A 20,563-nucleotide genomic window follows, 5' to 3' on the forward strand; every position below is an offset into this window, starting at 1 on the left:
GCCTGCACCAGCCGTCAGCGCGGAAAGATGATCCCCTGGTCGAGAACCAGATTTTAAATTGAACGAAAGGCGACTCAGCGGCGTTTGCACTAAGAATTAAAAATATGGAGGAAACCCGATGCGTCTCACGGCACTCGTTCTCATGTCTTCTCTTGCCCTTACTGTTTCGGGCTCCGCCTTTGCACAAGCCCCGGCCGGTGGCGGCAGTGCAACTGGCAACATGAACAATCCCGGCAGCGTCAAGAGCGACAGCGAGAAGAGCATGGAACGCACCACCGGGTCAGCGACCGGTAGCACCATGGCGCCCGCGACCGGCTCTTCCATGGGCTCCGCTGCCATGCCGAAGAGCAGCGGCGCAGGAGCCGGCAACGCGACGACGGGCAGCGGCGCGGCGCCGAGCGGAAAGTAATCGACCGGCAGTCAGGCGACCTCAGTCTTAGCGACTCGTCTGCCCAAAAAAGAGCGTCTTTTCGGCCCCGCAGCAACAGTGCTGCGGGGCTTTTTGTTTGGCGAGAAAATCTAAGAGACCGTCGAAACGAGATGATCCAAGTCTAGGGACCAACGCCTCAGCACAACGATGGAACGTTACCCTTCGCGTTCCTAATACATAGGGGTGCCACCGGTCACCGGCACCAGTGCACCGGACATGTAGCTGCCTTCGCGCGAGGCCAGAAGCACATAGGCCGGTGCGAGCTCCGCCGGCTGCCCGGCGCGACCGAGCGGAGTGTCCGCCCCGAGCGTTTCGATCTGATCCGGACTTTTCACGATCGGCTGGATCGGGGTCCAGATCGGCCCGGGCGCCACGCAGTTCACACGAATGCCTTTCGGCGCGAGCAGATTCGACAGTCCGATGGTCAGGCTGGCGATGGCGCCTTTCGTAGCGGCGTAGATCAGCATCGTCTTGTCGGCGATCTTGGCCTGCTGGCTCGTCGAGTTCACGATGGCCGAGCCTGGCTTCATGTGCGGCACGGCCGCTTGGCACAGGTAATACATCGCGAAGACGTTGGCGCGGAACGACCCCTCCAGATCCTCGGCCGTCACGTCATCGAGAGCGTCGTTGACGGTTTGCGCGGCGGCGTTGTTCACCAGGATGTCGATCCCGCCGAAAGCCTGAACGGTCTTGGCAACCAGATCGCGGCAATGGCCCTCGTCCCGAAGATCGCCCGGCAGGAGCAAAGCACGGCGTCCGGCTTTTTCGATCCAATGGGCCGTCGTCTCGGCATCGGATTGCTCGACGGGAAGATAGGAAATCGCGACGTCGGCGCCCTCCCGGGCATACGCAATGGCCACTGCCCGACCAATTCCGCTGTCTCCACCGGTGATCAGGGCGACCTTGTCCGTGAGCAGACCCTTGCCGACGTAGCTGTCCTCGCCGTGATCCGGTGCCGGCGTCATTTTCGAGGTCAGCCCGGGCCGTTCCTGCTGCTGATTTCCAGGGAATGGCGGGCGCGGGCCGGCGGAGCGCGGGTCTGAGGTCATCGTCTGTCCTTCGAGGGGCCTCGGCTAACGTGACAGACAGCGGTTCGTCGCTGCGACAGAATGGATGACCACCGGCGCGCGCTGCACTCCGATCCTGTCGCGGGCTGAGATCGGAACGGTTGTCAGTCGGACAGGGGACGAGGCCGACCCGCTTCCGGCCCCGCCGAGCCTCCATCCCCCATCACCGGGCTGCGTCGGCACGTGTGGCCCGGTGGGACAAGTCGGGGTCAGCGCGCCAATGGGCCCAAATATCCGGACAGACATTTACCGGCGACGGGCTCAAAAAAACCCGGCGCGCCATGACGGCGGCCGGGCGGGTTCGTGTTCGTCGCGCAGAGCGAACCTTCAGCGGCTGCTGCTGTTCGGGACCGCCTGCTCGGGCCGGCTGGCGTTTCCGCCAGCAGCGGAGTCGGTCGTGGCCGTGTCCGCGCCGGTCGCGCCACGCGAGATCACGACGTCGCGGTCGTTACCGGTGCTGTTCGGCTCGCGCACGATGGTGGTGCCGGTGGTGCCGGGCTGATGCGGCGCTGCCGCCGGGGCCTGCGCGAAAGCCGGCACGGCGAGAAGGACGGCGGCACCAGCGAGGATGAACGTCTTCATGGGACTATGCGTTTCCAGTCGAAACGGGTGAGGACCGCCCGGTGATCGTGGCTGATAAGCAAAACCGACCCGCTCCGGTTGCTCGGTTGCGGTGTCGCATCCGAGGGCAAACCCGCACGCTCGACCGGCCGCGGCCGCAATCGGGCGGGGGAAAAGCCGGGCGCCGCCCTGAGACCGGGGCGATACGCCCCTCGTTCTCGGGGTGGCGCCCGGGAGCGCTATGGCAGCGCACCAGCCTTCTGCTTCACCTTCGTCATCGTATCGTTGCACCCCGTCTCATCGCCGGCCTTGTCCTGCGCGCGGGCTGTCTTGATCAGGTCGCGCGCCTCGGAGATTCCGCCAGCGGTCGCGGTGGTGGTGGGATCGGTGGGCTTCACGTTCGGGGTTTTGTCGAGGGCCTTGGGAGAGTTCGACGAGGTGGCGCCGCCCGCCGGTTCTATACCCGTCACCTTTTCAGCGCCCGTGCTGTCGAGGCGCCGTTCGATCGTGGCGATCTGTTCGCCACAGCTCGAGGCGAAGGCCGGCCCGACGGCTCCCAGCATGACGAGGGCAGCCGGTAATACGAGGCTAATCCGCATGAACAATTTCCCCTGAAGTGCGGCCAGCCAATAGGGCGACGCACTTTATCGACAGTGCGAAAGAAGCGCGGGTGTCGCGTGAGAGTTCCTGGGCGTCGATGACGCATTCGACATCAGGTGATGCGGTTGATTGTCCCGATTCGTGGGTCGGGAGGGTCCTTCAGCATGACGGGATCTCCGTCGATGCGAGACAGGACATAAAAAAAGTCCCGCCCAGCAGAGCCGAGCGGGTGAGAGGCGCAGGGCGCGCCACGATGTCGAGGGCCCGCGACGGCGATGCGGACGATGATTTCGGACGACAGTCGAGGGCCTGATTTCGGACCGATTACTTCGGCTTGTCGCCCGGAGCCCATCCGTGTGCCTTGATAGCTTGCATGACCCGCGTCTGCATCTCGGGCATCAATCCCTGCATCCACTGAGACATGCCCGTCATCTGAGCCTGAGCGAGACGCGGCTGGGCGGTCGCCAGGCGCCGGCCTGCCGCGGACGCGTAAAACGTTCCGATCGCCTGCAAGTCGTCCTTGCTGAGGACGCTTGCGAAGCTGCGCGCCTGGATGTCGAGCAGCGCGTCGTAATGATCCGACAGCATCGGAAGAACGGCTTCGCGAACGATCACCTGAGCGCGTTCGGGCTCCTTGATGCCCATCTGCTGCATCATCGCAGCCATGGGTGCGGCCATCGAATTCAGCGTGGTTGCGCGGTCACCCTGCATCTGAGCAACGACCTCGCGCGCGACTTTCAGGGTCGCCGGATCTGTGGTCGCCGATACGTCAGTCTTGGCGTCGGGCGCCGCAGGTTGCGCCATCGCTCCGGACGAAAGAGGGATGGAGAGGGCAAGGGCCACGATGATCGGTGTCATTCTGCCAAGTCGGTTGAGCAAAGGTATTCCTCCGGTGTTGTCGCGGATGATCTAGGGCACACCATCAGAAAAGCCCACCACAGCGTGCCCGCGGTGGGTGAGTTGGTTAAGAAGAGCCAGCGAAATTCTCCCAGTCGGGCCTCGAATACCCGGCAGCACCAAAAATACGGACGGAGCTTCGCTCACGCCGATTAGCTGAACAGCGCCGCGTAGCCCTCCGCGAGGATGCGGCTGAGCTGGCAGTGATAGCGCGCAGAGGCCGGCAGGCCGGGTGTGACGCGTCCGTGGCTGAGGTCTGCGCCCGCCCACGATTCCGGGATCGAGGCGAGCGAAGCGGCGGCTGGGGTGGGTACCGCCGCCGGCCTGCAGAATCGTCAGCAATCCGAACATCTCGCCGTAGAGGGTCGGGGCGCGGCTCTGGGCCTCGCGCAGCTCGGTCGCGTGACCGATGTCACGGCTTGGCGCTCGTCTTGGCAAAGGCCCGCACGAAACCGCATCGGCTGGCGAGGGCCGCGATCCGGTCGTTTGCAAATGTCAGGCGGCGAAGGCCCCGGCATTGCGCAAGCCCTCGATCGCCTCGGCCGAAAGCCCGAATTCGGTGAGGATCTCATTGGAATGCTCGCCGAGCAGCGGGGCGTGCCGACGCGCCCGTGCCGGCGTTCCCGAGAGCTTCACCGGAAACCCGATATTCGGCACGCTGCCCTCGATCGGGTGCGGCACCTCGATCCGCATGGCGCGATGTCGGCCGTGGTCGCTCTCGAAGGCTTCCGGATAGGTGTTCATGCGGCCGGCCGGGATGCCGGCGGCGAGGAGATCAGTGACCCATTCCTCGGCGTTCTTCTGCGCGAAGCTCTTTTCCAGTTCGGCGATGAGCGCCGCACGGTTGGCGAGCCGGTCCGCGATCGCGGTGAAGCGGGTATCCGCCAGCAAGTCCTCGCGCCCGAGCACGTCGCAGAGCAGGCGCCAGAGCTTCTGGTTCGTCGCTCCCATGACGAAATAGCCGTCCGCCGCCCGCACGGCCTGGTAGGGTGCGCTCATGCGGTTGGCGGTGCCGAGGGGCTCCGGCACCTGGCCGGTGCCCCAATATTCCGAGATATCCCAGATCGAGAAGGCCAGCGCCGAATCGAACAGAGAGGCGTCGATGTACTGGCCCTCGCCGCTGCTCTGCCGGCCGATATACGCGCTGAGGATTCCATAGACCGCGAAAAGCGCACAGCCGATATCGGCCACCGGCACCCCGGCCTTCACCGGCGGTCCGCCGGGATGGCCGGTGACGCTCATCACCCCCGACATGGCCTGGGCCATCAGGTCGTAGCCCGGACGCTTGGCCCAGGGGCCGGTCTGGCCGAAGCCCGAGATGCTGGCGTAGATCAATCCGCGATTGCGCGCCCGCATCGCCTCGTAGCCGAGGCCGAGCCGGGCCATGACGCCGGGGCGGTAATTCTCCACCACGATGTCGGCGCCCTCCGCCATGGCGAGCAGCAGGTCGCGGCCGGCCGGGCTCTTCAGGTTCAGCGCGAGGCTGCGCTTGTTCCGGTTCATGTTGAGAAAGCCCATGCTGTCGGGCCCCTTCATCTTGAACCCCATGGCGCTCCGGGTCTGGTCGCCGGTACCCGGCGGCTCGATCTTGATGACGTCGGCCCCGAGGTCGCCGAGCAGCATGCTGCAGACCGGCCCCGCCATCACCTGCGTCACGTCGAGGACGCGCAGCCCCGCCAAGGGGAGGGGGCGGGGTGGCGCGGCGTCCGCGTGCACGGGTTCGTCCATCGAGCCGGTTCCTGTGTTTTGCTGTGCAGTCGAACGGGTACGGTGGTCGCGTAGGTGGGCCGAGGCGTCCCGCCACGCCTCGTGCGCATCCCCTCGCCCCGCAAGCGGGGAGAGGGGACTGCGCTCCAGCCTCAGCGGACATCCGGTGACTTGCGTGGACTACTCCGCCGGGACCACCCGGCCGACCGGCATCTCCGGCTCCTCCTCGAACGGACGTTCCGGGTGCATGGTGAAGGCGAGGCCCGCGCCGAGCAGGCAGAGGCCGATGGAGCCGGCGAAGGGCAGGGTCCAGCTTCCCGTGGTGTCGACGATGAGCCCGAACACGATGGGTGAGACGATGGCCGCCACCGCCGAGCCGGTGTTCATCAGGCCCGCCGCCGTGCCCGAATATTTCGGCGCGATGTCCATCGGCACCGACCAGATCGGACCGATGACGAGTTCGGCGAAGAAGAAACCCGAGCTGAGCAGCAGGGCCACCAGCGTCAGGTCCTTGGTGAAGAATACGCCGGCGAGGCTCGCCGCCGCGCCGAGGAAGCCGACCACGATGACGCTGAGGCGGGCGCGCTTCAGGTCTCCGGTGCGCTTGAGGATCCGGTCGCTGAACACGCCGCCCAAGGTATCGCCGACGACGCCGGCGAAGAACACGCCGGAGGCGAACAAAGCCGAGTTCTTGAGATCGAGACCATAGTTGAGCTTGAAGAAGCTCGGCAGCCAGCCGAGGAACAGCCACAGGGTCCAGCCGTAGCAGAAATAGGTCAGGGTCACCGGCAGCATGCGCATCGTCAGGCGGCCCCAGGGGATGGTCTGCTTGACGCCGACCTTGCGGGGCTCGGGCAGGACCGCGAGTTCCTCCGGCGTGATGCTCGGATGATCCTTCGGGTCGTCGCGGAAATAGAGGTACCAGACCACCACCCAGAGAAAGCTCGCCGCACCGAGGACGACGAAGCCGACGCGCCAGCCGACCTGATAGATCAGGACGGCGACGATGGGCGGCGCCACCGCGTTGCCGAGGCGCGCGAAGGCGTGGGTGATGCCCTGCGCGAAGCCGCGCTTGCCGGGCGCCGTCCAGTTCTGCATGGCGCGCGTGGCGGTGGGGAAGGTGGCGCCCTCGCCGAAGCCGAGCAGCACGCGGGCGAGGAACAGGCTGACGATCCCGCCCACGAATCCCGTCAGGATCGTCGCCGAGGCCCAGATCAGGCCGCAGACCAGAAGCGTGCGCCGGGCGCCGAACTTGTCACCGATCGACCCGCCGATGACCTGGAAGATCGCGTACGGATAGGCGAAGGCGGAGAGGATCAAGCCGAACTGGGTGTTCGACAACCCGAGATCCTTCATGATCTCGCCGCCCGCCGTGGCGATGTTCACCCGGTCGAGATAGGTGACGAAATACATCAGGCAGAGCAGGAACAGCACCATGTTCGACGCGGTCACGCGTCTCTTGGCAGGCGTCATCGGGGTTTCCTCGCGTTGAACGCGCCACCCCGCCCGATCTGATCGCCGGGCTTTGACGGGGTCACGCGTCGGGTTGGTCTGATACGGTTCCGGCTGTCGACCGCGATGGGCACGGGCGGGCCAGGTTCCCTCTCTCGGAAGGCGAGGGGGCCTGGTACGGTCGTCCGGGACGGTTCCGTTGGTCGGACCGCGTCGGTCCGTCTCTCAATCGTCGAGACCGGAGCGCAGAGAATCCATGGCTGCGAGCACGCCGCCGCTCTTGTGGGGAACGCCGGCGGCCTTGAGGCCCATCTCGACGCCGGACAGCGCCGCCATCAGCATCAGGTCGTTGCACTCGCCGAGATGGCCGATGCGGAAGACCTTGCCGCTGAGCTTGGCCAGCCCGGTGCCGAGGGAGAGATCGAATTTGTCGAGGATCAGGGTGCGCAGGGCATCGGCGTCATGGCCGTCCGGCATCATCACGGCGGTGAGCACCGGCGAATACTCCGACGGCTCCTGGCACAGAATCTCGAGGCCCCAGGCCTCCACGGCCGCGCGGGTGGCGGCGGCGAGGCGCTGGTGGCGGGCGAAGACCTGCGGCAGGCCCTCCTCCATCAGCATGGCGATGGCCTCGCGCAAGCCGTAGAGCAGGTTGGTGGCCGGCGTGTAGGGGAAGTATCCGGCCGCATTCGGCTTCAGCATCTCCTGCCAGTCCCAGTAGGAGCGCGGCAGCGTCGCGGTCTTGGTCGCGGCGAGCGCCTTGTCCGAGAGCGCCACGAGGCCGAGCCCCGGCGGCAGCATCAGGCCCTTCTGCGAGCAGCTCACCGAGACGTCGACGCCCCAGGCGTCGTGGGCGTATTCGGCCGAGCCGAGGCCCGAGATGGTGTCGACCAGGAACAGGGCCGGGTGATGGGCCCGGTCGATCGCCTTGCGGATCTCGGCGATCCGGCTCGTGGCGCCGGTGGAGGTCTCGTTGTGCACCGCCATCACGGCCTTGATCGACTTGGACCGATCCTCGGCCAGGATCGCCTCCACCGCCGCCGGATCGACGCCGTGGCGCCAGTCGCCCGGCACGAACTCGACCGCGATGCCCCAGCGCGCCGCCATCTGGCGCCACAGGGTGGCGAAGTGGCCGGTCTCGAACATCAGCACCCGGTCGCCGGCCGAGAGCGTGTTGACGATGGCGGCCTCCCAGGCGCCGGTGCCCGAACCGGGATAGAGGATCACCGGCGCGCGGGTCTGGAACACCGCCTGCGATCCTTCCAGCACGGCCCGTCCGAGGGTGGCGAAGTCCGGCCCGCGATGGTCGATCACCGGCATGTCCATGGCGCGCAGGACGCGCTCGGGCACCGGGCTCGGCCCCGGAATGTGCAGGAAGTGGCGTCCGGTCCGTGTCGTCATCTGGGCCTCGCGGGCATGGTCGGGAACAGCGGCATCGCCGCCAGCACAGGCTGGATCGTCGGCGATTTGCGCTCACTTCGATCTGATCGACCAAGAATTTGCATTCATTTTTCAATGGCACAAGCATTATTTTGCGCGCCATGCGGCTCGACCGGGGCCATTCCGGCTGCTAATCGTGGAACGATGATGCTAGATTCCGCGACCGGCCCAGCGATCGACGAAGGCGCCGCGGCGGCGCCTGCCGCGATGCATTCGGCCGCGTCGCCGGGTGCAACCCCCCCCGATACGTTGCATGCTGGTGTTCTTGCGCAACTGCGCGATTTCATCGTGGAGGGGAACCTCGCCCCCGGCGCCCGGGTGCCGGAGCGGAGCCTGTGCGAGCGCTTCGGCGTGTCGCGCACCCCCCTGCGGGAAGCCCTCAAGGTCCTGGCCTCGGAGGGTCTGATCGAGCTGCTGCCGAACCGCGGCGCGCGGGTCCGTCAGCTCGGAGCCGACGAGATGGTCGCGCTCTTCGACGTGATGGGCGGTCTCGAAGCCCTGGCGGGCCGGCTCGCCTGCGAGAAGATCACCGAAGCCGGCTATGCCGAGATCGAGCGCCTGCACCATACCATGTACGCGTCCTATCTGCGGCGGGACCTGCATGGCTACTTCACCTGCAACCAGGCGATCCACGATCGGATCGTGGAGGCAGCCGACAACGCGCCCCTGCGGACGACCTATGCCAATTTCGCCGGGCGCCTGCGCCGGGTGCGCTATGCCGCCAATCTCGACAACAACCGCGACCGCTGGGGCGAGGCCATGCGCGAGCACGAGGAAATCCTCGACGCCCTGCGCCGGCGGGCCGGCTCCGAGCTCAGCGACATCCTGTTCCGGCACCTGCGCAACAAGCGAAAAGCGGCGGCAGTACAAGAGACTGTCGTTCCGCCCGACGCCACCGACGGCTGACCGACCGCCATGGCAGCCTTACCGTCGGTCGTCCTGCCGCCTCCGGCCTCATCCGCGCTTGGCGGACAGACGCTCGGCCTCGGCGCGGATCACTGTCGCGGCGCGAAGAATATCGGCGGCGTCGACCTCCAGATGGGTGGTGGCGCGGATCTGGTACGCCCCGATCGCCCGGACCCTGACCGCGTCCGCCAGACAGGCTTTCGCGAAATCCGCGGCCGTCACCCCGAGGGGCTCCACCGAGAAGCACAGGATGTTGGACTGGGCCGCGCCGGCGTCGATGGCGAGGCCGGGCGCGTCCGCGATCCGGTCGCGCAGGAGCCCGGCATTGGCATTGTCCCGGCCGAGCTGGTCGATGTGGTGATCGAGCGCGTAGAGCCCGGCCGCGGCCAGGATGCCGGATTGGCGCATGGCGCCGCCGAGCCGGTACTTCCAGCGCCAAGCCTCGGTGATGAAGGTCTGGCTGCCGCACAGCACGGCCCCCACCGGGCAGCCGAGGCCCTTGCTCAGGTCGATCCAGGCGCTGTCGAACCCTTCCGCATAATCCTGGGCCGAGATGCCGGTGGCCGCCACCGCGTTCAGGAGGCGGGCCCCGTCGATATGCGCCTTCAGTCCACGGCCATGGGCGATGTCGCGGATCCGCCGCATGTCCGCCAGGGCCCAGACCGAGCCGCCGGAGAAGCTCGTGGTCTGCTCGATGGAGACCAGGGCCGAGCGTGGTGCCGTTCGACCCGTGGGGCGGATCGCGGCCTCGAACGCTTCGGGGGTGTAGACCCCCGCCGGGGTCTTCAGGGCTGCCACCGACACGCCCGCGATGGCCGCCGATCCCGCCGCTTCGGTGTTGTAGATGTGGGACTGGTCGTCGACCACGATCTCGTCCCCGGGCCGCGTCTGCACCAGAACCGACACGAGGTTGCACATCGTGCCGGACGGCATGAACACGCCCGCCTCAAAGCCCAGCAAGCCGGCCACACGCGCACACAGGGCCAGCGTCGTCGGGTCCGAATCCGACTGCTCGTCCCCCACCTCCGCCGCCGCCATGGCGGCTCGCATCCCCGCCGTGGGCCGCGTCTGGGTATCGCTGAACAAGTCGATCATCGGCCCGCCTGGCTTGCATGTAACCGTCTGAAACCATCCTAGCCGGGCCGACCCGGACCGCCACCCCGTTCCGGTCCTTCCGTCCAATTGCTTCATCCCGGTATCGCGGCGCGGAGGCTATCGGCCGCGCCCGCACGAGGACGACTGAGACATGACTGCCCAGGCCAAGCTTCAAACCACGCTCCGCGCCGCCACGCGGCAGAATGCCGGATTGCCGCGGCGCCTGGCGGAGGCCCTGCAAGGTGAGGCGCGCTTCGATGCCTTCACGCGTGGACGCTACGCCACCGACGCCTCGATCTACCAGATCATGCCGGCGGGCGTCGTCTTCCCCAAAAGTGCGGCCGATATCGTTGCCACCTTGAAGATCGCGGCCGAGCACGACGTGCCGGTGATCCTGCGCGGGGGCGGCACGTCGCAGAACGGCCAGCCGATCGGGCGCGGCCTCGTCGTCGATTGCGCGCGCCACTTCAACGGCATCACCGCCTACGATCCCGAGCAAGGCACCGTCACGGTGGAGCCCGGCATGGTGCTGGAGCGCCTCAACACCCGCGTGAAGGCCGATGGCTGGTTCTTCCCGGTGGAGCCCTCCACCGCCACCCGCTGCACCATCGGCGGCATGGCCGGCAACAATTCCTGCGGTGCGCGCTCGCTGCGTTTCGGGAAGATGAGCGACAACGTCCTCGCCATGGAGGCGCTGTTCCACGACGGCGCGGCCTTTGGCTTCGGGCTCACCGGCAACGATACAACGGGCGTGACCGGGTCTGCCCGCGCCGACACTCTGGCCGCAACCCTTCGTGCCCTCGCTGAGGCAGAGCGGGATGAGATCCTGGCGCGGTTTCCCCAGGTCCAGCGCCGGGTCGGCGGCTACAATCTCGACGCCCTCATCGAGCCGCGCCCGAATCTCGCGCATCTGCTCGTCGGTTCGGAGGGGACGTTGGCGGCCACGACCTCCGTGACCCTGAAGCTGTCACGCCTGCCGGCCCATCGCGTCATGGGCGTCTGCCACTTCCCGTCCTTCCGCGCCGCCATGGAGACGACGAAGGCGCTGGTGGATCTCGGTCCGGTCGCCGTCGAACTCGTCGACAACAACGTCCTGGTGCTGGGCGCGGATATTCCGCTGTTCCGCACCACGCTCGCCGATATCACCCGGGGCCGGCCGAATTGCCTGCTCCTCGTGGAGTTTGCCGGCGACGATCACGGCACGCTGCTGCGGGACCTCCAGCGCCTCGATGCCTGCATGGCCGATCACGGCTTTCCCCATGCCGTCGTGGAGGTGCCCGAGCCGGTCCGGCAGAAGTCGGTCTGGGAGGTGCGCGAAGCCTGTCTCAACATCATGATGTCGATGAAGGGGGACGCGAAGCCCGTCTCCTTCATCGAGGATTGCGCGGTGCCGCTGGAGCACCTCGCCGACTACACCGATGCGGTGACCGCGGTGTTCACCCGGCACGGCACGCGCGGCACCTGGTACGCCCACGCCTCGGTGGGCTGTCTTCACGTTCGTCCGATTCTCGACATGAAGCAGGGCGGTGACGTGGCGAAGATGCGCGCCATCGCCGAGGAGGCCAGCGCGGAGGTTCGCCGCTTCAAGGGCTCCTATTCGGGCGAGCATGGCGACGGCATCTCGCGCTCGGAATACATCGAGCCCATGTTCGGGGCGCGCCTGACCCGCGCCTTCGAGGCGGTGAAGGACGGCTTCGACCCGGACAATCGGCTGAACCCCGGCAAGATCGTCCGGCCGCTGAAGATGGACGACCGCGCACTGATGCGCTTCCAGCCGGGCTACGCGGTCACGAAGCCCGAGGCGCCCGCCCTCGACTGGTCGGGTTGGGGCGGGTTCGGTCCGGCCGTGGAGATGTGCAACAACAACGGCACCTGCCGGAAGCTCGCTGGTGGCGCCATGTGCCCGTCCTACCGCGTGACGGGCGAAGAGCAGCACCTCACTCGCGGTCGGGCGAATTCCCTGCGGCTGGCGATTTCGGGGCAGCTCGGGCCGGACGCCTTCACCAGCCACGAGATGAAGCGCACCCTCGATCTCTGCGTCTCGTGCAAGGCTTGCCGCCGGGAATGCCCGACCGGCGTCGACATGGCCAAGATGAAGATCGAGTTCCTTCATCACTACCATGCCCGGCATGGCCTGCCGCTGAAGGAGCGCTTGGTAGCGGCGCTCCCGCTCTATGCCAGCACCGCCGCGCGTCTCGCCCCGCTCCTCAACCTGCGCGATCGCCTGCCCGCCCTCGCCAGACTGTCCGAGCGGATGCTCGGCCTCTCGGCCCGGCGGACCCTGCCGCACTGGCGCCGGCCGTGGCGCGAAAAGGGCGAGCCGGCCCATCCGGCCGACGTGGCCGGCGATTTTCGCGACATCGTCCTGTTCGGCGATACCTTCAACCGGGCCTTCGAGCGCGAAAATCTCGAGGCCGCCGAGCGGGTGCTCATCGCCGCCGGCTATCGCCTGCACCGCGTCTTTCCGAGCCGCGGACGGCGCCCGCTCTGCTGTGGTCGCACCTACCTCGCCTCGGGCCAGACCGATCGCGCCCGCGCCGAGGCGCGCCGCACCCTCACCGCCCTGTTGCCCTATGTGAGAGCTGGGGCTCGGGTGGTCGGGCTCGAACCCTCCTGCCTCCTCACCTTCCGTGACGAGTTCGCCTCCCTGCTTCCGGGCTCGGACGCCGATGCGCTGTCCGCGGCGAGCCTCCTGTTCGAGGAGTTGCTGGCGACCGATCTCCAGGCCGGTCGGATCACCCTGCCGCTGGCCGACCAGCACGGCCGGGTCGCCCATCTCCACGGCCATTGTCACCAGAAGGCGTTCGCTGCCATGGGGGCGGTGGAAACAGTGCTGCGTGCGGTGCCGGGGCTCGATGTGCGGGTGATCGAATCGAGTTGCTGCGGCATGGCCGGCGCCTTCGGCTACGGCGCCGACACCATCGACGTGTCCCTGGCCATGGCGGAGCTGTCGCTGTTCCCGGCCTTGCGCAAGGCGGGCCCCGGCGATCTCGTGGTAGCGGACGGCACGAGTTGCCGGCATCAGATCCACGATGGGTTGGGGATCGAGGCGCTCCACGTGGCACGGGTGCTCGACGAGGCTTTGCCGACGGGATGACGCCGGCGGTCAGGAGATACCCGCACTACTCCGCTCATCTTGGATGGAGCGAGCCGAAAAAGTGAGCCCGTGCAACTTCATGCAGATCGTTGCTCCCGCGTCTGCGCCGCCGGCAGCAGTCCGGTATCCTGCGAGAATGCCAAGTTAACTAGAGTTGCACTGAATATAAGAAGCCCGAGACCCTCGTCAAATTCAACACGGTCCAGGCTTAGGGACTAAAACGGGGAGCGCGATAGGATGGGTCGGCAGCAACGCGGTGCTGCCGACGTCCACAACGACTGAAACGGCGAGACCTGGGCCTCGCCTCGTCTTCAGCCCTTTTTCTTGTAGGCCTGGATCGCGGCATGGCACCCGGGCGAGAGCTTGGACATGTTCTTCTCGAAGCAGGCTTGCGTCTCTGGCCCATCCGTCGGCGGCAGGCCAATGCAGAACGTCGTGAAATCACCGGCACATTGCTGCTGAAGGACCGCTTTGTCTTCGGGGGCCATGGGAGCTGCCAGAGCAGCGCTCGTCGCAAGGGTGGCGAGCACGACGCTGAGCCCGAAACGTACCAACATGTTTTACTCCCGAGACACCCGGCGAAACCCGGGTCACGGGCCAGAACGCTGTCGGGAGCGCAACCGTTGCATTGGGGCGAAGGGACGCGTGGCGGCCTTGAGAATCCCGTTCACGGTTCACGGCCCATCGCAGCACACGGGACAGGTTCTCCACCGAACCCAAGTTCGTCGGTGGCGGGAGTCAGGGCCTGCCCTGCTCGGCCATCACATCGCTCCGAACACAGGGATTGAAGCCCAAGGCCGACGCGACGCTGACGGGTCCGCATAACGGTGGCGAAGCTCGCGAGCCATATCGACGCCGTCCATCCCCGCCAAGGCGATTTCGGAAAACACCACGTCGAACCCGTGCCGAGCCTGAATTACGGCTCGCATCCCACAAGGGAAACCATCGAATGAACGAACGTTCATTGACATTTGAATGAACGTTCGATAGATCAAACGGACACGCAGGAGTTCGCGATGGGCATGTCACCACAAGACCGTTGGGCCGACCCTGTCGACGGCACGGCTATTGATCGTCCGTTGGCCGTCAAGGTCGCGACATGCGTCTGGTCATTGTGCACGCCATCGAGCTTGGCACTTGCGGGCGTCATCGCCTTGAGCTGGATGGCGCTCATCGGATGGACGGGAGCAGGCCCGGACAGTTGGCAGGCCCGATCCTGCGCCGGTCTCGACCTGCCGCCGGCTTCCTGCAGTTCCGTCCAGCCCCGGAAGGATCAGAGCCGCATCGCTCCTCACGGGGCCGTTGCCGGAGCTGCGTCATGAGTGCGGTCGCCAGCACCGTCATCGACGCCAGAAGCGGCCAGACTGCCCGTCGCGAACAGATCCTCGACGCCGCCGAGGCCTGCTTCGTCCGCAACGGCTTCCACCGGACGACGATGCAGGATCTGTCGCGTGAAGCCGGAATGACGGCGGGCAATTTCTACCACTACTTCCGATCGAAGGAGGCTTTGGTCCTCGGCCTCGCGAAGCGGGAGCGGGAGCGGGGCGCGCAACTCGTCCTGCGTCTGGAACAGGACGGCGACCGGCGCGCGGCGGTTCTCGGCGTCTTCTCCCGCTACTTCGTCGCCATGGCGCGCGACACCGCCGTGCTGCGCTTGGAGATCTGGTCAGAGGCGACCCGGAACCCAGCCATCGCGGCCATGACCGAAGAATCGGAGACGGAAACACGCGCCTGGTTCATCGCGATGTTCCAGACCCTTGCCACATCGCCGGACTGCGATCCCACAGCGCTGTACGAGACCGTCCGCCCCCTGATGAAGGGCCTCATCGTCGATCGGGCCCTGCAGACTGCCTACGACCCGGCACGCGCGGTCGCGCGACTCTGCAGCCTGATCGACGCGGGATTGGCGGGCCGCCTGCCGGCTTCTTCGAGCCGCGATGGGGAGCTCGACCGATGACCCGGAGCCTCAAGATCTTTCGTCCTCTCATCCTGGCCTTCGGACTCGGCATGACCGGGACCGCGGCGTGGGCCGAAAGCGCACCCGCTCCGTTAAGAGCACCGCTGCTCCCCGTTGTCAGCGTGGTCGAGGCGGTGCGGCGCGAGGTCGTGGAGACGGTCATCGTCACCGGGACGCTGGTCCCCCGTGACGAAATCCTGGTGACGCCGGAGATCGAAGGCTACCGGGTCACCGAAGTCCTCGTCGAAGAGGGCATGCGGGTCGAGCGCGGGCAGGTGCTCGCCCGGCTGTCGCGGGACCTCATCGACAGACAGATCGCCCAGCAGAACGCCCTCGTCGACAAGGCCACGGCGGCGGTCCCGCAGGCGCAGAGCACCATCGAGCAGGCCGAAGCCGCCGAGATGGAGGCGCGCCTGTCCTACGACCGGGCAAAGCAGCTCATGCAGAGCGGAAACGGCACAGCCGTCATCATGGAAGGCCGGACGTCGACCCTGCGACAGGCGGAGAGCAAGCTGTCCTTCGCACGCAGTGGCCTGCTCGTCGCCAAGGCCGATCTCGCCGAAGCCCGCGCCGTGCGCAACGAGATGGACCTGCGCCTCGCCCGCACGGAAATACGCGCTCCCGAGGCGGGAATCGTCAACCGCCGGACGGCCCGCGTCGGCTCGGCGGCCTCGGCGTCAGCGGAACCCATGTTCCGCCTCATCGCCCGCGGCGAGATCGAACTCGAGGGCGAGGTCATCGAGACCAAGCTTCCTCTGCTTCATGAGGGGCGGCCCGCCTGGATCGATCTCGGCGGCGGCGTCCGCGTCGCCGGAAGCGTGCGCGCCGTCTACCCCGAGGTCGACAAGGCGACGCGGCTCGGCAAGGTCCGGGTGCGGCTCGATGCGGATCCACGCCTACGCGTCGGGAGCTTCGCCAGGGGCGGGATCGAGCTCGACCGCACCCGCGGTGTGACCATCCCGCAGGCTGCGGTGCTTTACGGCGGCCCGAAGCGCAGCAGCGTGCTGGTGGTCACGGGCGATACCGTGGAGGCCCGTGAGGTCCGTACCGGACTCGGTGACGACGACGACATCGAGATCCGCCAGGGCCTCGAGGCCGGAGAACGGGTCGTGGCCCGAGCGGGCAGCTTCCTGCGCGACGGCGACCGCGTCCGCCCCGTCGTTCAGGCCGCACAGGAGCCGGCCATGGCCGGCATCGCATCGCCGCGCGAGGCCGCCGACGCCAGTGTGCCTTAACCGCCGCGTTCCCCGCCGCGTTCGTCCGATCCCATGATGCCCTGTTCGATTGGGTTGCCCCGATGCGCCTGAATGTCTCGGCTTATGCGATCCGTAACCCGATCGGGCCGCTGGTCCTGTTCCTCGTGCTGATCGTGCTCGGCCTCGTCAGCTTCCGCGGCCTGGCGGTGACGCGGATGCCCAACATCGACGTGCCCATCGTCTCGGTGGCGATCACGCAATCGGGCGCCGCTCCGTCCGAGCTCCAGACCCAGGTGACGAAATGGGTCGAGGACTCGATTGCCGGCGTGCGCGGCGTCAAGCACATCACTTCGTCCATCACCGAGGGCTCGTCGGTCACAACGGTGGAGTTCCGCCTGGAGGTGAACACCGACCGTGCCGTCAACGACGTGAAGGACGCGGTTTCGAAGATCCGCATCAACCTGCCGCGCACCATCGACGAGCCGGTGATCAGCCGTGTCGAGATCGCCGGGCTGCCGATCCTCGTCTACGGCGTCACCGCACCCGCGATGATGCCGTCCGAGCTGTCGTGGTTCGTCGAGGACAAGGTCGCCAGGACCCTCCAGGGCGTGAAGGGTGTCGGCGGCGTCGAGCGCGTCGGCGGTGTCGCCCGCGAGATGCGCGTCGTTCTCCGGCCCGACCGCCTGCTGGCCCTCGGGATCACCGCGGCGGACGTGAACCGGCAGTTGCGCCTGACCTCCGCCGACATGGCTGGCGGACGCGGTGAAGTCGGCGGACGCGAACAGTCGATCCGGACCCTCGCGGCCTCCCGCACAGTGCGCGATCTTAAAGACACATCCATCGTCCTGCCCGGCGGCCGCAAGGTGCGCCTCGATGACCTTGCAACCGTGCAGGACGCCATCGAGGAGCCGCGCACCTTCGCCCGCTTCAACGGCAATCCGGTGGTCGCCTTCGCGGTATCGCGGGGTAGCGGCGCCAGCGACGCCGAGGTCGCAGCCGGCGTCGACAAGAAGATCGCCGAGTTCCGGGAGACCTATCCCGACGTCCATTTCGATAAGATTGACTCCTCGGTCTCGGCCACGATCGGCTCCTACGACTCGGCCATGCACACCCTGGTCGAGGGCGCCCTGCTCGCCGTCTTGGTGGTGTTCCTGTTCCTGCGGGACTGGCGTGCGACGCTGATCGCCGCCATCGCCCTGCCGCTCTCGGTCTTTCCGACCTTCTGGGCCATGGACGCGCTTGGCTTCACCCTGAACGGCATCAGCCTCCTGGCGATCACGCTGGTCACCGGCATCCTCGTCGACGACGCCATCGTCGAGATCGAGAATATCGTCCGCCACATGCGGCTCGGGAAATCGCCCTACCGCGCGGCCATCGACGGGGCCGACGAGATCGGGCTCGCGGTCATCGCCATCACCGCGACCCTGATCGCGGTGTTCGCGCCGGTCTCGTTCATGCCGGGCATCGCCGGGCGCTACTTCATTCAGTTCGGGCTCACCATCGCGGTCTCGGTGTTCATGTCGCTCCTGGTGGCGCGTCTGATCACTCCGATGCTCGCCGCCTACTTCCTGCGCGACCATGGCCCTGCCGAGGAGACGGAAGGCCCGGTGATGCGGGCCTACGGCCGGCTCGTCGGCTGGTCGGTGCGCCACCGGGTGATCACCCTGTTCGTCGGGCTCGGCCTGTTCGCGGGGTCGCTCGCCTCCACTGTCCTACTGCCTTCGGGCTTCGTCCCCAAGCAGGACAACGCCCGCACCCTGTTCATGGTGGAGCTCGCCCCGGGCGCCAGGCTCGCCGACACCATCGCGGTGTCCGACCGGGTCGTCGCACGCATCCGGGCGCTCCCGGAGGTCGTCTCGGTCTTCGCCGATGGCGGTCGTCAGGTCGGCGGCAAGAAGGAGACGCGGCTCGCCACGCTCACCGTCAACCTGACCCCGAAGAACCGGCGTTCCAAGAAGCAGGCCCAGGTCGAGACCGAGATCGCGGCACTGCTCGCCGACGAGCCGGATATCCGCTCATGGTCGCTGCGCGACAACGGCCAGCGCGATCTCGCCCTCGTGGTCGGCGGCCCCGACGCCGAGATCGTCGCCGAGGTGGCGGCTCGGCTCCAGCGCGACATGGCGGCGATCCCGCATCTCGTGGCGGTGATGTCGACCGCGCCGCTCAATCGGACCGAGGTCCGCATCCGTCCCAAAAAAGGCTCGGCGGCCGATCTCGGCGTCTCCACCGACGCCATCGCCGAGACCGTCCGGGTCGGGACCATCGGCGATATCGGCTTGAACCTCGCCAAGTTCAACGCCGCCGACCGGCAGATCCCGATCCGGGTGCAGTTGCCCGAAAGCGCCCGTGGTGCGGTTTCGCGGCTGGAGAACCTCAAGGTCACGGCCCGGAACGGCGCCGCGGTGCCGCTCGCCGCCGTGGCCGACATCGAGCTCGACCAGGGCCCGGGCGCCATCGACCGCTACGACCGTGTGGTTCGCGTGGCGGTAGAGGCCAACATGGACGGTTCGGACGCCCTCGGATCCCTGATCGCCCAGGCGCTCGCCACGCCGACGGCGAAGAACTTGCCGCCGGGCGTGACGATCCGACAGACCGGCGACGCCGAGATCATGGGCGAGGTCTTCTCCGGCTTTCTCATGGCCATGGGCGCCGGAATCATGATGGTCTACGCGGTGCTGGTGCTGCTGTTCGGCAACTTCCTCCAGCCGTTGACGATCCTGTTCTCGCTGCCGCTCTCCATCGGCGGCGCCATCCTCGGTCTGCTCGTCTTCAACATGCCGATCTCGATGCCGGTGGTGATCGGCATCCTGATGCTGATGGGCCTCGTCACGAAGAACGCGATCATGCTGGTCGACTTCGCGGTCGAGGAGATGGCGCGGGGCGTCGACCGGGTGACCGCCATCGTCGATGCCGGCCGCAAACGCGCCCGGCCCATCGTGATGACCACGCTCGCCATGGCCGCCGGTATGGTTCCCTCGGCGATGGCGCTCGGGGTCGGTGGCGAGTTCCGCGCACCGATGGCGGTGGCGGTCATCAGCGGACTGATCGTCTCGACCCTGCTCTCGCTGGTCTTCGTGCCCGCCGTGTTCCTGTTGATGGACAGCCTCGGCACCCTGATCGGGCACCTGTTCGGACGCTTCGTCGGCGCCCGCGACGAGGCCACGGACTCATCGATGGCGCATCCGATGACGGAACGCGTCCACTAGGATATCGGATCGGACAGGGCAACCGACCTGATATCCTAACATACTGTTCTATAATATTTTTTCCGAAGAGTGGTGCCTACTTTTCGGGACGATGCACTGGCTCGGCCGGTGTAGAAACCCCAGTCCATCTTTCAAATCAGGAGTCCCGATGACACCCATCATCGTCCGCGTCGCGACGGCAGTACTGGTCGGGTTAGCAGCGTTTTCCTGCGTGCGATCAGGTCCCGCCAAGGCGGCCGATGCCGCCGGGACGTGGCTGACCGAGGACGGCCGTGCCCGTGTCCGTACCGAGCCCTGCGGGCCGAGGAACGCGCATCTCTGCGGCTACGTCGTCTGGGGCAGCAAGCCATTGGACGAGACGGGCAAGCCGAAGGTCGACCGCTACAATCCCGATCCGGGCAAGCAGACGCGCGCCCTGCTCGGCCACCAGTTGATCCTCGGGCTGAAGCCGAGCGAGGACGGCCGGCACGAGGGCAAGATCTATAACGGCGACAACGGCAAGTCCTACGATGTGACCATCTGGAGCGAGACACCGACCGAGCTCTCGGTGCGGGGCTGCCTGCTGGCCGTGCTGTGCGCCACGCAGACCTGGAAACGCGTGACGGATGTCGTGCCAGGGCAGCTGACCGGCGCGACCGATACCCCGGGCGGACCGCGGTCCAATCCCGAATGGGCGACGAAGACGGCCGTCTCGGGAAGCGCTCCAGGGCCGAAGGGTCGCCCCGGCGATGGCAAGCCTATCCCGGCGAAATAGGGAGGCGTATGCGTCGAATTCGGCGGACCTCGTCCTCAGGAGCAGACGCACGCAGCGCCCTTGTCTCGGCAGCTTCGCATCATCACTGACTTGCGCCTGCGAGTGGCCGATGATGCGCGTCTGGCAAAGGCGTGCCCCTTCACGCTCCGCACGCCCAGAGGACGGCTTGGACTATCTCCTGCAGGTCCCGTCCTTCGG

At 67.1% G+C, this 20,563-nt stretch carries 15 protein-coding genes and 1 pseudogene; 7 read left to right on the forward strand and 9 right to left on the reverse strand.

The features are described from left to right. The first annotated feature begins 118 nt into the window (after nucleotides 1-118). A complete protein-coding gene (locus G3T14_RS18455) occupies nucleotides 119-409 on the forward strand; it encodes a hypothetical protein (protein WP_163644003.1) in 291 nt (96 codons plus the stop codon). A gap of 191 nt (nucleotides 410-600) precedes the next feature. Here the strand turns inward: G3T14_RS18455 and G3T14_RS18460 are convergent, their stop codons facing one another. The 7 genes from G3T14_RS18460 to G3T14_RS18490 form a co-directional block, all read right to left on the reverse strand. Beyond that, nucleotides 601-1,479, reverse strand: coding sequence for an SDR family oxidoreductase (locus G3T14_RS18460; protein WP_163644004.1), 879 nt, complete (start codon nucleotides 1,477-1,479; stop codon nucleotides 601-603). Between the two features lie 345 nt (nucleotides 1,480-1,824). Next, nucleotides 1,825-2,079, reverse strand: coding sequence for a hypothetical protein (locus tag G3T14_RS18465; protein WP_163644005.1), 255 nt, complete (start codon nucleotides 2,077-2,079; stop codon nucleotides 1,825-1,827). A gap of 218 nt (nucleotides 2,080-2,297) precedes the next feature. Beyond that, nucleotides 2,298-2,657, reverse strand: a complete 360-nt coding sequence (locus tag G3T14_RS18470) for a hypothetical protein (protein WP_163644006.1) — start codon at nucleotides 2,655-2,657, stop codon at nucleotides 2,298-2,300. Between the two features lie 325 nt (nucleotides 2,658-2,982). After that, nucleotides 2,983-3,516 (reverse strand): DUF2059 domain-containing protein, encoded by a 534-nt coding sequence (locus G3T14_RS18475; RefSeq protein WP_163644007.1) that lies wholly within the window; start codon nucleotides 3,514-3,516, stop codon nucleotides 2,983-2,985. Nucleotides 3,517-4,050: 534 nt separating this feature from the next. Beyond that, nucleotides 4,051-5,283: a CoA transferase gene (locus tag G3T14_RS18480; protein WP_163644008.1), complete on the reverse strand. Its 1,233-nt coding sequence runs from the start codon at nucleotides 5,281-5,283 to the stop codon at nucleotides 4,051-4,053. A 159-nt stretch (nucleotides 5,284-5,442) separates the two neighbouring features. Next, nucleotides 5,443-6,735, reverse strand: coding sequence for an MFS transporter (locus G3T14_RS18485; RefSeq protein ID WP_163644009.1), 1,293 nt, complete (start codon nucleotides 6,733-6,735; stop codon nucleotides 5,443-5,445). A 204-nt stretch (nucleotides 6,736-6,939) separates the two neighbouring features. Then, entirely contained in the window at nucleotides 6,940-8,115 is a 1,176-nt protein-coding gene (locus G3T14_RS18490) for an aminotransferase class V-fold PLP-dependent enzyme (RefSeq protein ID WP_163644010.1), read from the reverse strand. Between the two features lie 285 nt (nucleotides 8,116-8,400). Here G3T14_RS18490 and G3T14_RS18495 point away from each other — a divergent pair. Beyond that, nucleotides 8,401-9,060, forward strand: a pseudogene (locus G3T14_RS18495) (GntR family transcriptional regulator); the annotation flags it as partial. Between the two features lie 48 nt (nucleotides 9,061-9,108). On the opposite strand, the gene G3T14_RS18500 reads toward G3T14_RS18495, so the two are convergent. Beyond that, entirely contained in the window at nucleotides 9,109-10,155 is a 1,047-nt protein-coding gene (locus G3T14_RS18500) for a threonine aldolase family protein (protein WP_163644012.1), read from the reverse strand. Nucleotides 10,156-10,306: 151 nt separating this feature from the next. Between G3T14_RS18500 and G3T14_RS18505 the strand changes: the two genes are divergently transcribed. After that, complete coding sequence (locus G3T14_RS18505; RefSeq protein ID WP_163644013.1) at nucleotides 10,307-13,252, forward strand: FAD-binding and (Fe-S)-binding domain-containing protein; 2,946 nt, start codon at nucleotides 10,307-10,309, stop codon at nucleotides 13,250-13,252. Between the two features lie 311 nt (nucleotides 13,253-13,563). Here the strand turns inward: G3T14_RS18505 and G3T14_RS18510 are convergent, their stop codons facing one another. Beyond that, a complete protein-coding gene (locus G3T14_RS18510) occupies nucleotides 13,564-13,809 on the reverse strand; it encodes a hypothetical protein (protein WP_163644014.1) in 246 nt (81 codons plus the stop codon). A gap of 761 nt (nucleotides 13,810-14,570) precedes the next feature. Between G3T14_RS18510 and G3T14_RS18515 the strand changes: the two genes are divergently transcribed. The 4 genes from G3T14_RS18515 to G3T14_RS18530 all read left to right on the forward strand — a co-directional run bounded on the left by G3T14_RS18515 (nucleotide 14,571) and on the right by G3T14_RS18530 (nucleotide 20,365). Next, complete coding sequence (locus G3T14_RS18515) at nucleotides 14,571-15,209, forward strand: TetR/AcrR family transcriptional regulator (RefSeq protein ID WP_163644015.1); 639 nt, start codon at nucleotides 14,571-14,573, stop codon at nucleotides 15,207-15,209. Between the two features lie 50 nt (nucleotides 15,210-15,259). After that, complete coding sequence (locus G3T14_RS18520; protein WP_246733417.1) at nucleotides 15,260-16,444, forward strand: efflux RND transporter periplasmic adaptor subunit; 1,185 nt, start codon at nucleotides 15,260-15,262, stop codon at nucleotides 16,442-16,444. 62 nt (nucleotides 16,445-16,506) lie between these two features. Continuing rightward, nucleotides 16,507-19,611: an efflux RND transporter permease subunit gene (locus G3T14_RS18525; protein WP_163644017.1), complete on the forward strand. Its 3,105-nt coding sequence runs from the start codon at nucleotides 16,507-16,509 to the stop codon at nucleotides 19,609-19,611. Nucleotides 19,612-19,759: 148 nt separating this feature from the next. Next, the gene (locus G3T14_RS18530; protein ID WP_163644018.1) at nucleotides 19,760-20,365 is read left to right on the forward strand and encodes a DUF2147 domain-containing protein; all 606 of its coding nucleotides are present in this window, start codon (nucleotides 19,760-19,762) and stop codon (nucleotides 20,363-20,365) included. Nucleotides 20,366-20,563 lie beyond the last annotated feature (198 nt).

The sequence above is a fragment of the Methylobacterium sp. BTF04 genome (genome assembly GCF_010692745.1).
Taxonomy (GTDB): Bacteria; Pseudomonadota; Alphaproteobacteria; order Rhizobiales; family Beijerinckiaceae; genus Methylobacterium.